We start from the raw sequence: 15,421 nt of genomic DNA, 5'->3' as shown, positions 1-15,421 counted from the left end.
CCGGTGCCATCGTAAAGGACGGCGCACATGTCGTGCGCGCGATCCTGGGCGAGAACGCCATCGTGGAAGAAGGCGTCAAGCTCGGCAGCGTTGACTCTACGAAGGATACGGCCGTCGTTGGAAACGACGTCGTCATCGGAAAGGGGGAATGAACCGATGGTCAATCGTAAGGCAATCGGATATATCACCGCTAATTACACCAGCAAGGATAAAAGCACGCTCCTTGAAAGCCGTCCCCTGGCCAGCTGTCCTTTCATGGGGCGCTACCGCTTGATCGACTTCCCGCTGTCCAACATGATGAACGCAGGTATCCGCACCGTAGGCGTCGTGCTTCCCGGCAACTACCGCTCGCTCGTCGACCACCTCGGAAGCGGCCGTGAATGGGAGCTTGACCGCAAGAAGGGCGGTTTATTCCTGCTCCAGGGAAGCGCCTACGGCACTGCAAAGCATGGCCTGCGCTTCCTGCTCCGCGACATCATCGCCAACAAGATGATGTTCCAGCGTGCGAGCGAACCCTATGTCGTCATGAGCGCAACCAACATCGTCTTCAATATGAACCTCTCCGATGTCATCGACGCGCATGAGCGCAGCGGCGCCGGAATCACCATGATCTACACGCACGCCGACCGCGATGTGGACGACGCCACCCGCCTCAACATCGGCGATTGCGGACGAGTCCAGGCCGTCGACCACGGCTGCTCCTACGGCGATAACGAGTTCCTCGACTGCTTCGTCATCAGCCGCGATGTCGTGCTGGATATCTGCGAGAGCTATGCCAGCGCCGATTATCTCGATCTGTTCGAGGCCATCCAGGACGACTTCGGTCGCATCGATGTGTGCAGCTACGAATTCAAGGGTCTCGCCGTCGGGATGTTCAACGAAGAGACGTATTACAAGCGCTCCATGGAGATGCTCAACCCCGACATCATGCACCAGCTCTTCACGCACGACCGTCCCGTCATGACGAAGGCGCACGACGTCGCTCCGGCAAAATACGCAACCGGCTCGAACGCATGCAACTCCTTCATCTCGGCCGGCTGCCACATCCAGGGCACCGTGCGCAACTCCATCTTGTCGCGCGACGTCGTCGTCGAAAGCGGTGCGAGCGTCAGCAATGCCATCATCATGCAGTCCTGCGTGATCAAGCGCGGCGCACGCGTCGATAACGCTATCATCGATAAGAACAACGTCATTCCCGCCAACACCGAACTGCGCGGCACGCCCGACGACACGCTCGTCGTTCCCAAGGTCCCGCTGAGCTAGCACGGGCAGGGACAGGCAAGAACGCGCTGAATTCACCGAAGATCGCCGCTCGACCACTCGGGCGGCGATTTCCTAACTCCCAACCATTGGAGCTTGCATGACCATTTCCAAGAAAATGCATATACTGTTCGCTTCCGCCGAAGCAGCGCCGTTCGTGAAGACAGGCGGCTTGGGCGATGTTGCAGGCTCTCTGCCCGCCGCCCTCAACCAGGCTGGGGCCGAGACGATCGTCATGGTGCCGCTTTACAACACCATTCCGCAGAAGTTCAAAGACCAGATGGAATTCATCACGAGCTTCTACGTGAGCCTTGGCTGGAGGAACGAGTACTGCGGATTGCTGCGTCTCGTGCACAACGGCGTCACGTATATGTTCATCGATAACCAGCGCTATTTCGGCCGCGACTACCCGTACGGCTTTTTCGACGATGGCGAGCGCTTCGCGTTTTTCTCCAAGGCCATCTGCGAAAGCATCCAGCACCTGCCTGACGGGTTCGCACCCGACATCCTGCACTGCAACGACTGGCACACCGCATTGGCTCCGGTGTTCCTCCGCGAGTTCTATCAGGGCTTGCCGCTATACGAGAACATCAAGACCGTGTTCTCCATCCACAATATCGCGTTCCAGGGCCAGTTTAGCGCCAAGGTGCTCGAAGACATCTGCGGCATGGCACATATCCCTGCCGCCGCATTCCAACTGACCTGCGGCCCCGATGCCGTCAACTACATGCAGGGCGCGCTCAACTACACCGATGCCATCACCACGGTCTCCCCCACGTATGCCGGCGAAATCCAAACGCCCGCCTACGGCGAGAACCTCGATGGCGTGCTGCATCGTAGGCGCGAAAGCCTGCAGGGTATCGTCAACGGTATCGACGTAGACCATTTCAACCCCGAAACGGACCCCGCCATCGCGCAGAACTACTCCGTATCCGACCGAACCGGCAAAGCCGTATGCAAGCGCGCACTGCAGGAAGAGCTCGGTCTTACCGTTCGAACCGACCAACCGCTCATGACCATGGTCACGCGGCTCACGCGCCAGAAGGGCATGGATCTTGTCACGTACTCACTCGACCGCATCCTGTCCAATGGAGTACAGGTGGCGGTTCTGGGAACCGGCGACCAGGAATACGAAAACGCGCTTCGCTACTTTGCATCCAAGTATCCCGGCCAGATGGCGGCCTGCATCCAGTTCGACCCAGCGCTGTCTCAGCGCATGTACGCCGGCTCCGACCTCTTCCTCATGCCATCGCTGTTCGAGCCTTGCGGCCTGTCGCAGATGATCGCCATGCGCTACGGCACCCTGCCCGTCGTCCGTGAGACGGGCGGCCTGAAAGACACCGTCATACCCTATAACTTCGTCACGGGCGAGGGAACGGGCTTCTCGTTTGCCAACTTCAACGGCGATGAGATGGGCGATGCCGTATTCCGCGGCGCCCGCCTGTTCTGGGACAACCGCGACGCATGGGACCGGCTGGTCACACAGGCTATGGAGCAGGACTTCAGTTGGAAGCGCTCGGCCGGCAAGTACATGGACCTGTACTACTGGCTGCATCCCGACGTCCCGCATTGGGAGGAACAGCCCGTTGTCGAGCCCGAGCCCGCAGTAGAGCCCGCACATGAAGCCGTGCAGGCCGATAAACCCAGGAAGAAGCCGGCTACCAAGAAGACCGCTGCACGCAAGGCGGCCGCAACCAAGCGCTCCGCTACCACGAAGCGCGCCACGAAGGCTGCCGCCGCCGCAGAAGCGGCTGATACCGCAGCGGCAAACGAAACCAAGACCGCCGCCAAACCCGCAGCGAAGCGCACCACCACTCGCAAGGCAGTAACCACCAAGAAAGTAGCCGCCGCAGCCGAACCCGCTGCCGAGCCCGAGGTGAAACCAGCCGTCCCTAAGACCACCGCACGCAAGACGACCGTCCGCGCGAAGACCGCGGCGCCAGACACCACGTCCGCCGCCCCGGCAGGGACAACGACCGTGGAGGCCGTCGATCCCAAGGTGGCGGCTGCAAAGCCCGCGGCGAAGAAGGTTCCAGCCGCGCGCAAGACCGCGAAGCGTCGTTAGGCCGCACCCTTAACCATCGAGCATCGATGCCCCCGGATCCAGCACGCCTGAGTTCGGGGGCATACCCTTGCGCTGTACCTAGGTAAACCGCCGAATTGTCTATAATTGGATAGTTACCTGCAAGCGCCCCCTTTCGCGCAGCGCCCGACCGCGCGAATGTAGGAGGATCAACAATCATGAACTTCATTCACAACAGCCGCCTTGCGACCTGCCGCACACCCTACGGCGCGGTCGTGGCCGGAACCACGGTGGAGCTCGCCGTCCAGGCAATCGACTGCGATGCCTCGCGAACGTCCATCACCCTGCGAACCTGGATCGACGGCGAGGGCGAGACCCTGCTCCCCCTCGAGCACAGAGGCGGCGGCCGCTATACGGTGTCCCTACCCTGCCCCGATCCCGTCCTGGTATGGTATCGCTTCATCATCGATGCGCCCGACGGCACCCGGCTCTACCTGGGCGCACCCGAGAGCGCTACAGGCGGCGAGGGCACGGTATATGGCTATGCGGATGCGCCCTCGTTCCAGATTACCGTCTACAAGCACCGTGCAATCCGCCCCACCTGGTACGAGCGCGGCATGGTATATCAAATCTTTCCCGATCGCTACCGCCGCGACGCCGCCTGGCGCGAGCGCGCTACCGCCGAGGTCGACGTGCCTCGCAAGGGGCCGGGCAAGCGCATCGTGTGGGACTGGAACACCCCGCCCGCCTACGACCGAGCCTCCGACGGCTCGATCCGCACCTGGGACTTCTACGGCGGCTCCCTCGAGGGCATCCGCGAGGACCTGCCGCGCCTCCAGGAGATGGGCATTACGGCGATCTACCTCAACCCAATCTTCAAGGCCGCCAGCAACCATCGCTACGACACGGGCGACTACCTCACCATCGACCCCATGTTGGGCACGAAAGAGGATTTCGAGCGTCTAGCAGCCGATGCGCGCGAGCACGGGATCAGCATCATCCTCGACGGCGTGTTCAACCACACCGGCGACGATTCGCTGTACTTCAACCGATTTGGCAACTATCCAACCGAGGGCGCCTGGGAGAACGAGGACTCGCCCTGGCACGACGCCTTCCATTTCCACGAGGACGGATCGTACGACGCCTGGTGGGGCATCGGCAACATGCCGTCACTCAACGAAGAAAGCCCGCTGGTACAAGACCTCATCCTGGGTGAAAACGGCGTGATTCGCACATGGCTGCGCGCCGGCGCTCGGGGCTGGCGTCTTGATGTTGCAGACGAGCTGACCGACGATCTCATCCGCAACATCAAGACGGCGCTGCTCGAAGAATGCCCCGACGGCCTGCTCTTGGGCGAAGTCTGGGAGGACGCCTCGAATAAGATCAGCTACAGTAAGCTGCGCGCCTATCTGCAGGGCGACGAGCTCGATTCGGCCATGAACTACCCCTTCCGCGACATGGTGCTCGGCTTCCTTCTGGGCGGCGAGACGGCCTACCAGGCTGCCGAGCATATCGAGACCCTGCGCGAGAACTATCCGCCCGAAGCCCTGCGCTGCGCGCTCAACCTGCTCGGCAGCCATGATAAGCCGCGCATCGCCTCGGTCCTGGGCGATGGTCCGGATGAATCGCGGCTCCCCGAATTCGAACGCGGCCGCTTCCGCCTGGACGAGAACTCCATCGGCCGCGCGAAAGGCCGTTTCTGGCTGGCGACGTTGCTGCAGATGACGCTGCCCGGCGTTCCCTCAATCTATTACGGCGACGAGTTCTGCCTGGAGGGCCTGTCCGACCCCGGCAACCGCCGCACGCTTCCCGAAGACGCCGACATCCATGACCGCGACATGCTCACCATGATCCGCAACGCATCGGGCCTACGCCGCGCGCTGCCGTTCCTCATCGACGGCACGCTGCAGGCAAGCGCCTTAAACGATGACGTCTTATGCATCAAGCGCCGCAGCGCCGACGGCCAGATCGCGAGCGTCCTCATCAACCGAAGTCTGTCCAACACGCGCGTCGTACGCGTCCCCATCGAAAACGATACAGCCGTGGACCTGTTGAACGGCGACGACCTCGTTCGCGAAGCCGACGGCTGCGCCGAGCTGAAGCTGTGGCCCATGGGATCCTCGGTCATCTACGGCCACAAGCGTTCACGTCTGCAAAAGCCCCTCGAACCCGGCGCCGGTGTGATCGCCCACATCACCTCGATTCCCAACAAGCGCGGCGAAGCCGGCACGCTCGGCGAACCGGCCAAGCGCTTCATCGACCACCTCGCCGCCATGGGCATGCGATACTGGCAGGTGCTGCCCGTCAACCCCACCGATTCGTACGGCTCCCCCTATGCGGGCCCCTCCGCGTTCGCGGGCAACACCAACCTGTTAGTCGAAAGCGATAGCGAACTGCGCCAGTCGTTCGCCGCGTTCAAGAACGCAGGCGGCCTCACCAGCCCTGAATACCTCCGTTTCGCCCGCGAGAACGAGCAGTGGCTCGACTCCTACTGCGCCTATATGACGCTCAAGGAGTCGCATCAGGGTGCATCGCGCCACTGCTGGCCCGCCGAGCAGCAGCGCTACTCGATCGGCATGCTGTCCGACGAGCGCTTTGCCGAAACGGCGGAGTTCCACGCGTACGCGCAGTTCCGCTTCGACCAGGAATGGCGAGAGATGCTCGATTACGCTCACGAGCGCGGCATCCTCATCATCGGCGATATCCCCATGTATGTGTCGGATGATTCGGCCGATGCCTGGTCGGAACCGGGCATGTTCTCACTTGGCAAGGATGGCAAGCCCTACGAGATCGCCGGCGTTCCACCGGACAGGTTCTCGGCAACGGGCCAGGTGTGGGGCAATCCGACCTATCGCTGGGAGAGCATGAAGCAAGACGGCTACGTATGGTGGATGGCGCGTCTCCGCCGTTCGTTCAAGCTCTACGACTACGTGCGCCTCGACCACTTCCTGGGCTTCCAGAACTACTTCGGTATCCCCGCGGGCTGCTCCGGCGCCGAGGGACGCTGGCTGCCCGGCCCCGGCATCGAGTTCTTCGAGCACGCCTATCGCGAGTTCGGCCCCCTGCCGTTCATCGCCGAGGACCTGGGCTTGCTCACGCCCGCCGTTCGCGCACTGGTGGCGAGCTGCGGCTTCCCGGGCATGGACGTGCTGGAGTTCGCAGACTACGACATCCGTCACCAGATATGCCCCCACAACGACAAGGTGCTGTACACTTCGACGCACGACACCTCGACACTCGCGGGCTTCGTGGGCCGCGCCTTCTGCTCCGACAACGACGACGCCAGCGCCCGCTACCTCTCGGGAGAGATACTCGCACGCTCCCTGGGCAGCAACGCCCGCGTGGTCATGATGCAGCTGCAAGACGCCATGCTCCTGGGAGACGATGCCCGCATGAACAAGCCGGGTATCGCCGAGGGAAACTGGAACTGGCAGGCGGACGAGGAAAAACTGGCAGCCGCCGAGCGATCAGTGGCCAACCTCTTGCATGAAGCGGGACGCTTTCACGATGCTTCCAGCACATCGGAGCACTAGAACGCGTAACTTCGGGTAAAGTACTACACGTACAACGCATCGCCCGCCGGGGATCCATCCCATGGCGGGCGAAATCTTGCTTATAGAAAGGCATCGACCATGGCACGCTATGATTATCGCTGCACGTCGTGCGGCACCGTATTCGAGGTAGAGCACGGCATGACCGAACATCCTGCGATCACCTGCCCCCGCTGCGGCAACCCCGCCGACAAGGTATTCAGCGCCAGCGGTATCAAGTTCGAGGGCAGCGGCTTCTACAACACCGACATGCGCAGCGGCGGCTCCAGTACCGCCGCGACCTCGGCTCCCGCATCCGACGCCGGATGCTCGTGCGCCAACTGCCCCCACCAGAACGCCTAGCAGCCGCACGAGAACAAGACCGCGCACGAAAACGCCCTCCCGCTCGCAAGCGCGAACGGGAGGGCGTCGTGGTATCGATGGGGACTCGTTGAATCAGACGCTTACGAAAGACGCACGAGACGGGCGCAGAAATGACCGTCGGCGGCAGAAGTCGCGGGCGAAGTCCGCAACATGCCGCGCGCCGTCATCGCGCCGGCTGCAAGCTCGCGTGCGCCCCGGTAGCCCTCGCGCTGGAACAGCGGCGCCTCGGTAACGGGGACGAGCTGGAAGCCGCCGCCCGCCTCGGACGAGAGAAATGCGTCGACCACGCCCTCGTTCTCGGCGGTAAGCACGGAGCACGTCGCATAGAGCAGCGAACCGCCCGGCGCGACGCGCGCAGACGCGGCGACGAGGAGCGATAGCTGAAGTGCCGGAAGATCGCGCTGGCAGTCGCAACGGCTCAGGCGCCAGGGGATCTCGGGATGCCGGCGCATGGTGCCGGTACCCGAACACGGCGCGTCGAGCAAAACGACGTCGAACAGCGCAGGAGCTCCGCCCTGATCGAGCGGCTCCAGCACGCACCCCAGATCGGTCGCATCGCCCGCGAACGCCTGAACGTCGTCGAAGCCCGCCGCGTGCAGGCGCTCGAGGTTCTGCGCGCACTTCTGCTCGAAAAGGTCGACGGCCACATGACGGCGCCCCTCGATTCCCGCACGGCGAGCCTGCGCGGATATGACGAACGACTTCGTTCCACGGCCGGCTCCGATCTCCAGGCATGAACCCTCCTGCGTGGCCATAGTGGCCACGAGCTGCGCGTGCTCGTCGGAGGCAACCGCATGCGCGGTATCGAGCAAGCCCGAACGCAGCAGCGCGCCGGGGTGCACGGGGACGACGCAGCCGGGAAAGGGCGAAGGGGAATCGGCGACCAGGGAATCCGCATCGCATGCGGGATGCAGATGAAACGCCACGGGTGCAGGCTCGAGCTGGGAACCGACGAGCGCCTCGAAGCAATCGCCATCGAGCGATGCCATAAGCTCGCGAACAAGCCACACCGGAAGGCCCGAACGACGGGCGGCGCACACGACCGCTCGGTGCTCGGGGGCGGCATCATCGGCCTCCAGGAATCCCGCAGCGGCTTCGGCCGCGCGGCGCAGCACGGCGTTGGCGAGCGGGGCCGCCGCCGAAGCCTGCGAGCGCACGAGCTCGACACCCTGGCTCACCGCCACCTCGGACGGTGTTGCCAGATACAACAGCTCGAAAACAGCGATACGCAACGCCATGCGAACACGGGGCGACACCTTGCCCGGCTTGGATAGGAACTGGTTGAGCAGATCGTCCAGGCACCCGACCGCGGCGGTAACGCCCAGCGCGAGGCGCTGGGCAAGCGCTTGGTCACGGGAGTCGAGCTGCAGGTAGACAGTGGACGATTTTAGGACCTCGCGCGCATAGGCCCCGCGCCGCTCCGTCTCAACCAAAACCTCCAGGGCCGCGCGGCGAGCGGGCGCCGCGGCATGCTCGCGCGAAGACGCGCGACGATACGAATCCACGTGCGCGCCCATTACGCCAGAAGCTCCCAGCTACCCTGCGGCTCGCGAAGGCCGGCAGCCCACGCGGAGGCGGGCATGGCGCGCTTGCCGTCGGGCTTGACCTCCAGCAGCTCAAAGGCACCATCGACGCAACCCAGGAACACGCGCTTGCCCGCAACCGTGAAGCTGCCGGGGGCCACCTGGGAGACATCGCTCTCCGCAACGCCCAGCACGCGCAGCGCCTTGCCCGCAACGACGCAGCGGGCGGGAGCCGCATCGGAAGAGGCGAAGACGCGGCGGACGTTGGCCTCGACGCTCGATGCTGGATCGAGCTTCATCTCGGACTTGGAAATCTTGGCGGCATGCGTGACGAGATTCTCGTCCTGAACCGTCCATGCGACGCTTCCATCGACCACCGACGGCAGCGCCTCCACCAACAGCTCGCCGCCGAGCCGCGCGAGCTCGGCCGTGAGCTCATCGGCGGTCTTGCCCGCAACGGCGCACGAGGCCTGCGCGCAGTAATCGCCGGTGTCGACGCCGTGGCCGATACGCATGATGGATACGCCGGTCTCCTCATCGCCCTCGAGGATGCAGCGCTGGATGGGGGCCGCGCCGCGCCAACGCGGCAGCAACGATGCGTGCACGTTCACGCAGCCGCCGGGCGCCATCGTGAGCACCTCGTCGGGCAGGATGCAACCGTAGGCGGCAACGCAGAAGATATCGGCCCGAGCGTCGCGCAGCGCCTCGAGCACCTCGTCGGTCATCCTGGATGCCTCGAGCACGGGAAGCCCGAGCTCGAGCGCAGCCGCTTTCACAGGCGAGGGCTCGAGCACCTTGCCGCGTGAGCGCACGGCGTCGGGGCGGGTGATGACGAGGGCGACGTCGTAGGCGGCGGCAAGCGCCCGAAGCGACGGCACGGCAAACGAGGGGGTTCCCATAAACACAACGCGCATGATCGCACTTCCTTCCACTCGAAGATAAAACAAAGGCTCGAAGGCCGAACGAGGCCCCCGAGCCATCAATTGCACGCGGACGCGCTCGCCGCGAAACGAAGGCTACTCGGTTTCGCCGGGCTTGGCCCCGCGCGCAAGGGCGTCCTGATAGGCGCGCATGGCGCGCATGCGCTCGCCGGGAAGCAGGCGCTCGAACATAGTCTTGCCATGCAGATGGTCGATCTCATGCTGCAGGCATACGCAGAACAGGTCGCCTGCCGCCTCGTAGCGCATGAGGTTGCCATCCAGATCGTATGCCTCCACGACCACATGGTCCGGACGGTTGATCTCGCAGTTGATGCCGGGGATGGAAAGACACCCTTCCGTATAGGGCGCGAGCGTATCGGACTGCTCGACGATCACGGGGTTGATAAGGACGTAGGGATCATAGTCCTTGGCAGACGTGTACTCGGTATCCACGATGGCCAGCTGGATGAGCTCGCCCACCTGCGGCGCAGCCAGGCCGCAACCCCCGTTCTCGAACATATCGCGCTTCATGCGCTCGACGAGCTGCTCGATCTCAGGCGTGATCTCCTCGATCTGCGCGCACTCCTGGCGCAGGCGCGGATCGGGAGACAGCACGATGCCGTTGCACTCCATAGTTGGTCCTCCTACATAAGATCATACGCGTCTACGTCGACGCTCACGGATATATCGGACTGGGAGCCCAGCTCGCGCAGGCACTCCCCTAAAACCCTAGAGACATGGTACCCCAGCGGGCACTTCACCATAAAGTGGAACCGGAAGCGATCTTTAGCACGCTCGACCACGCAGCTCGTGGGACCCAGCACCACCGGTGAACGCGTGGGGTCGGCCAGGGAGAGCTCGCCCTCCTGAACAGGGTCGACGAAGGCGAGCGACACGTCGGCCACCGCCTCGCGCACCAGCGCGGCGAAGCGCTCGGCGTATACCCGCGTAGCCCGCTCGTCCCTGCCCCATACCACGACGTTCGCCAGACGCACATACGGCGGATAACTCGCCTCCTCGCGCTGAGCAAGGTCGTAGGCGGTGAACAACGAGCGGTCGTGGCCGGCGACGGCGCGTATGACCGGGTTGTCGGGCAGATAGGTCTGGATGACCACCGTACCCGGGCGCTCGCCGCGCCCCGCTCGTCCAGCCACCTGCTCGAGCAGGTCGTAGGCGCGCTCCTGCGCACGGAAATCGGGCATCTTGAGCGCGTAGTCGGCGTTGACCACGCCCACGAGCGTTACCTCGGGGAAGTCGAGGCCCTTCGCGATCATCTGCGTGCCCAGCAGCACCGCGCACTCGGCGGCGTCGAACTGCTCGAGCAGCTGCTTGTGCGCATCCTTGGCCTTGGTTGAGTCGGCATCCATGCGGATGACCTGCACATGCGGCGGCATGATGGCGCGCAACGCGTCCTCGACCTGCTGCGTGCCCAGGCCCATCTTGGCGAGATACCTGCTGCCGCACTTGGGGCAGGCGGAGCCCACGGCGGGATAGGGCCGTACGTGGTAGGTCGCACCGCACGTATGGCATTCGAGCGTGTGCGTGCGTTCGTGGTAGGTGAGGGCGGTGGAGCAATGCTTGCACGTGGGCACGCACCCGCATTCGCGACACATGAGAAACGGGGCGAAACCGCGCCTGTTATGGAGCAGCACAGCCTTCTCGCCACGTTCGGCTACACCCATGAGCTCGTCGTAGAGCACCTGGGAGAACATGGAGCGGCTGCCCGCTGCGAACTCGCGGCGAAGATCGGCCACGACGACGCGGGGCAGCACCGCGCCTCCGGGCCGCTCTGGCATCTCCACGCGCTGCCAACGCTGCCCCAGGTACGAGCCCTCGGCACAGCGCCCGAGCGCCTCGGCGGAAGGGGTGGCCGACCCCAGCACCAAGGGAATCCGCAGGCGCCGCGCGATATGCGCGGCCACCTCGCGCGCATGGTAACGCGGGGCGGAACCCTGCTTGTACGACTGTTCGTGCTCCTCGTCGATCACTATGAGCTTGAGGTTGCGAAACGGGCAGAAGAGCGCGGAGCGAGCACCCACCACGACGCGCGCCGCTCCGGTTCGAACCATATCCCACTGGTCGAGGCGCTCGCCCGCAGACAGCCGGGAGTGAAACACCGCCACCGACTCGCCGAAGCGCGAGCGGAACCTGCCCACCGTTTGGGCGGTCAGCGAGATCTCGGGCACCAGCACGCACGCCTCTCCCCCGTCAGCCAGCACGCGCTCGATGGCGGACAGGTAGACCTCGGTCTTACCCGACCCCGTAACGCCGTCGACGAGCACCACCGATCCCGCACGTTCGCACCGCGCGTGCTCGATGGCGTCGAGCGCCTCCACCTGCCCCGCGGTGAGCTGCCGGGGCTGCACGGCGCAGGCAGAAGACAGCGAGGTCCCGCTATCGGCGCGGCGCCAGGCGCGGCGCTCCTCGACCTGCACCACACCCTTCTTCTCAAGCGTGCGGATAGCGGCGGAAAGATCGGTGTAGAGGAGGTTGAGCTCGCGCGTGGTCACGGGGCCGCACGACAAGGCGGCGAGCAGCTGTCGTTGGCGCGTAGCGTTGGCAGGGGGCACGTAGGTGTTGCCATCGATGGTGAGGGACACCACGCGCTCGCGCGCCTCGGCGACCGCCGGCGGCTCGACCTCGTAGGTGCCGTCGGCTCGGCGCTTCAGGCGCGGCGTGCCGCCCGGCGGCAGGAAAAGCCTCAAGCACTCGGCGAGCGATGCCACATACTCCCCGCTCATCCACAGCGCGGCTTCGGCGAAATACGATGCACAGGACGAACCGGCGACGATCGCGCGCAAGGGCTTCACGCGCGCGGGGCTCACGCCCTCGGCAAACGAGAGCTCGTCGAGTTCAGGCGCGATATCGATCACATAGCCGAGCGCGACGCGGCGCCCAAAAGGGATGAGAACGGTACAGCCGAGCTCGATATCGCAGGCGAGATGCTCGGGCACCCCGTAAGCAAACGGCTCGGAAAGCGCGCGCGAAGGAATGTCCACCACAACCGCAGCGAAGCACGAGTTGCTCGCACCCATATCGGAAAGCTGCATACGGGAATCATCGCAACACGACGAAACATCTTCCAACAAGGTCATCTGCTCGGCCACTTCGCTCCCCTCCCTACCGCGACTCCAAACAAGCGTACGCCAGAAGCCGAAATCAACCGCCCGCGATGCCCACCGCACCGAGTTTCCACGAGAAAACACTACACGCACTATAGGTTCAGCGTTCCATACCCATACGCTCCGAACATACTGCGACCATAGATGAGCTACGGGCTCGTGATGGTCCCGGCCAGCCGATGCGGGCTCCAAACGCTGGCAGGCAACCACGCCTCATCAACAAGAAAGGGCGCTGCTCCGCATTGAAGCGAAGGCAGCGCCCTTGAGGCACGTTTGCCGGAATCGAGACCGCGGCGCTACGCCAGGCCGCAAGCGGAGCGCAGCTCGTCCACGCGGTCGCAGCGCTCCCACGTGAAATCGGCGTCCTCACGCCCGAAGTGTCCGTAGGCGGCCGTCTTCTCGTAGATGGGACGACGCAGGTCGAGGTCGCGGATGATCGCGCCGGGTCGCAGATCGAACACGGTCTTCACGGCGTTCTCGATAACCTGCTCGTCAACCTTGGCGGTACCGAAGGTATCGACCATGATGGACAGCGGGTGCGCGACGCCGATCGCATAGGCGAGCTCGACTTCGCAGCGGTCGGCGAGGCCGGCGGCGACCACGTTTTTGGCAACCCAACGCGCCGCGTACGCAGCGGAGCGGTCGACCTTCGTGCAGTCCTTGCCCGAGAACGCGCCGCCGCCGTGACGGCCGTAGCCGCCGTAGGTATCGACGATGATCTTGCGGCCGGTAAGACCCGTATCGCCCATGGGGCCGCCCACGACGAAGCGGCCGGTGGGGTTCACATAGAGCTCGGCGTCATCCCAGTCCACGCCCGCCTCATGCATGACCGGGGCGATGACATGGGCCTTGAGGTCGGACTTGATATAGTCCATCGACTCGATCTCGGGAGCATGCTGGGTGGAGATCACGATGGTCTCCACGGCAACGGGTCGGCCGTCCTCGTAGCGCACGGTCACCTGAGTCTTACCATCGGGACGCAGATACGGCAGCGTGCCGTCGTGGCGGACGGCGGCCAGGCGCTCGGCGAGGCGGCTCGCCAGGTAATGCGGCATGGGCATGAGCGTGGGCGTCTCGTTGGACGCGTAGCCGAACATCATACCCTGGTCGCCCGCGCCGATGAGGTCGAGCGGGTCGGTGGTGCGTCCTGCCTGGACGTCGTAGGACTCGTCGACGCCCTGCGCGATGTCGGGGCTCTGCTCGTGGATCATGTTGATGACGCCGCAGGTCTCGCAGTCGAAGCCGAACTTCGCGCGATCGTAGCCGATGCGGCGCACGACATCGCGCGCGATGGCCTGCACGTCGATATAGGCCTCGGTGCGAATCTCACCCGAAACGATGATGCTGCCGGTGGTGACGAGCGTCTCGCATGCGCAGCGAGCGTTCTCGAGTTTGGCGGGCACGCCGTTGGGGGCAACGTAGCCCTTGGATTCAAGCTCGGCCTCCTTGGAGAGGATCGCGTCGAGGATGGCATCCGAGATCTGGTCGGCGATCTTATCGGGATGGCCCTCGGTCACCGATTCGGAAGTGAAAACGAACGAACGCGAAGCGTTCAGCTGTTCCTCGGTGGAACGATTAGTATCTGGCATAGAAGCCCCTTTCAAAAATTGCGCCCGGCGACCGTTACCATTCCGCCGGGCATCTTTCGAAATAAGTATAGGCATCCGCGTCACGTAGCCAGGGCACTTCGGACCACACCACGGTAATGACGCAAACGCGCGAGGCATCTCGATGGTCGCCTGGCACCAAATGCAGAAAATGAGTCTAAAAATATCGATGCATACTTTCCATTAGCTATTTAAATCCTCAGATGTCCACATAGTCAGTCTTGTTGAACCCCATTCAATTGAAGCGCGCCGTCCTCAAATGGCAGAACTGACAATAATCACCATTAATGTGCGAATCTAGGACGGTTTTCCGCTGGCAAAAGACTCAAAACCTGCAATTAGTGCCACGACAACCCTGTACAAGAAGGCATGCGGCAAATACAAAACAAATAATATGCAGCAACAACGAGCAAATATGCATTCTGCACCCGCTTGCTTCGCAATCTCCCGCCTTCACTCTACAGGGGCTCGTCAACGGCTTCTCAATCAACTCGCAATAAGGACCCCATGCCGCGAGCGGCGGCTTTAACGCGCGCCGATCCAAAGAAGCTGCGCCAGCGCCCCGAGCATATCGCATCGGCTCTCGAGCGTAGCATGCCGCCGATGCGGACGCGTGATGCCGGCATGATTCCAACGCCTCCATTCCGCCGCCCCCTTCGAACCGATGTCGGAATGTGCATAGTTTGACAATACGTCCGGCGTCTCGACACAGCGGGTTTAAGTCTCGCATCTGCGGTTTATAATAAGCGACGATCTATACGGTATAGTCCTTGAATGAATAAGAGTATCGACCAAGAGGAGCAGTCCATGAGCTCAAACGTCCGCGTTCGCTTCGCGCCCTCGCCCACCGGCAAGCTGCACATCGGAGGCGCCCGCACCGCGATCTACAACTGGGCTTTCGCCCGCGCCAACGGCGGCACCTTCATCCTGCGAATCGACGATACCGACCCCACGCGCTCAACCGACGAGAACACCCAGATCATCCTGCGCGCCATGCGCTGGCTGGGCCTCGATTGGGACGAGGGCCCCGAGGTCGGCGGCGATTTCGGCCC

The 15,421-nt window shown here is 63.7% G+C and carries 10 protein-coding genes and 1 pseudogene; 6 read left to right on the top strand and 5 right to left on the bottom strand.

Annotation, left to right across the window (positions count from 1 at the left end; translation table 11 throughout):
- The 5 genes and pseudogenes from glgC to I2E26_RS04770 all read left to right on the top strand — a co-directional run.
- Window positions 1-152 (top strand): annotated as a pseudogene (glgC, locus tag I2E26_RS04790) (glucose-1-phosphate adenylyltransferase); the annotation flags it as partial.
- A gap of 4 nt (window positions 153-156) precedes the next feature.
- Window positions 157-1,263 (top strand): glucose-1-phosphate adenylyltransferase subunit GlgD, encoded by a 1,107-nt coding sequence (gene glgD, locus I2E26_RS04785; protein ID WP_195419813.1) that lies wholly within the window; start codon window positions 157-159, stop codon window positions 1,261-1,263.
- A gap of 97 nt (window positions 1,264-1,360) precedes the next feature.
- A complete protein-coding gene (gene glgA / locus I2E26_RS04780; protein WP_229056416.1) occupies window positions 1,361-3,325 on the top strand; it encodes a glycogen synthase GlgA in 1,965 nt (654 codons plus the stop codon).
- A 176-nt stretch (window positions 3,326-3,501) separates the two neighbouring features.
- Entirely contained in the window at window positions 3,502-6,816 is a 3,315-nt protein-coding gene (locus tag I2E26_RS04775; RefSeq protein ID WP_195419812.1) for a 4-alpha-glucanotransferase, read from the top strand.
- Between the two features lie 99 nt (window positions 6,817-6,915).
- On the top strand, window positions 6,916-7,176 hold the full coding sequence (locus tag I2E26_RS04770; protein WP_195419811.1) for an FmdB family zinc ribbon protein: 261 nt from the start codon (window positions 6,916-6,918) through the stop codon (window positions 7,174-7,176).
- A 101-nt stretch (window positions 7,177-7,277) separates the two neighbouring features.
- On the opposite strand, the gene I2E26_RS04765 is transcribed toward I2E26_RS04770, so the two are convergent.
- From I2E26_RS04765 to metK, 5 genes are all read right to left on the bottom strand, one after another.
- Complete coding sequence (locus tag I2E26_RS04765) at window positions 7,278-8,702, bottom strand: RsmB/NOP family class I SAM-dependent RNA methyltransferase (protein WP_370551447.1); 1,425 nt, start codon at window positions 8,700-8,702, stop codon at window positions 7,278-7,280.
- Window positions 8,703-8,713: 11 nt separating this feature from the next.
- Complete coding sequence (gene fmt / locus I2E26_RS04760; RefSeq protein WP_195419809.1) at window positions 8,714-9,634, bottom strand: methionyl-tRNA formyltransferase; 921 nt, start codon at window positions 9,632-9,634, stop codon at window positions 8,714-8,716.
- 102 nt (window positions 9,635-9,736) lie between these two features.
- Complete coding sequence (gene def, locus I2E26_RS04755; protein WP_147588203.1) at window positions 9,737-10,273, bottom strand: peptide deformylase; 537 nt, start codon at window positions 10,271-10,273, stop codon at window positions 9,737-9,739.
- 11 nt (window positions 10,274-10,284) lie between these two features.
- Complete coding sequence (gene priA, locus I2E26_RS04750; RefSeq protein ID WP_229056417.1) at window positions 10,285-12,690, bottom strand: primosomal protein N'; 2,406 nt, start codon at window positions 12,688-12,690, stop codon at window positions 10,285-10,287.
- 368 nt (window positions 12,691-13,058) lie between these two features.
- Window positions 13,059-14,351 carry a methionine adenosyltransferase gene (gene metK, locus I2E26_RS04745; RefSeq protein WP_195419808.1) on the bottom strand — a complete coding sequence of 431 codons (1,293 nt, stop codon included), beginning with the start codon at window positions 14,349-14,351 and terminating at the stop codon, window positions 13,059-13,061.
- Window positions 14,352-15,176: 825 nt separating this feature from the next.
- On the opposite strand from metK, the gene I2E26_RS04740 reads away from it, so the two are divergent.
- Window positions 15,177-15,421 (top strand): glutamate--tRNA ligase family protein (locus tag I2E26_RS04740; protein WP_229056415.1); only part of this gene is annotated, 245 nt, incomplete at its 3' end.

Source organism: Collinsella sp. D33t1_170424_A12 (assembly GCF_015554865.1).
Classification (GTDB): Bacteria; Actinomycetota; Coriobacteriia; order Coriobacteriales; family Coriobacteriaceae; genus Collinsella.
This window is presented reverse-complemented; position numbering and strand designations above follow the sequence as displayed.

Bases quoted from the DNA above. Each gene is read 5' to 3' on its own strand.
- glgD (WP_195419813.1), top strand. From the start codon at position 157: ATGGTCAATCGTAAGGCAATCGGATATATCACCGCTAATTACACCAGC.
- priA (WP_229056417.1), bottom strand. From the start codon at position 12,690: ATGCAGCTTTCCGATATGGGTGCGAGCAACTCGTGCTTCGCTGCGGTT.
- def (WP_147588203.1), bottom strand. From the start codon at position 10,273: ATGGAGTGCAACGGCATCGTGCTGTCTCCCGATCCGCGCCTGCGCCAG.
- I2E26_RS04770 (WP_195419811.1), top strand. From the start codon at position 6,916: ATGGCACGCTATGATTATCGCTGCACGTCGTGCGGCACCGTATTCGAG.
- metK (WP_195419808.1), bottom strand. From the start codon at position 14,351: ATGCCAGATACTAATCGTTCCACCGAGGAACAGCTGAACGCTTCGCGT.
- I2E26_RS04775 (WP_195419812.1), top strand. From the start codon at position 3,502: ATGAACTTCATTCACAACAGCCGCCTTGCGACCTGCCGCACACCCTAC.
- glgA (WP_229056416.1), top strand. From the start codon at position 1,361: ATGACCATTTCCAAGAAAATGCATATACTGTTCGCTTCCGCCGAAGCA.
- fmt (WP_195419809.1), bottom strand. From the start codon at position 9,634: ATGCGCGTTGTGTTTATGGGAACCCCCTCGTTTGCCGTGCCGTCGCTT.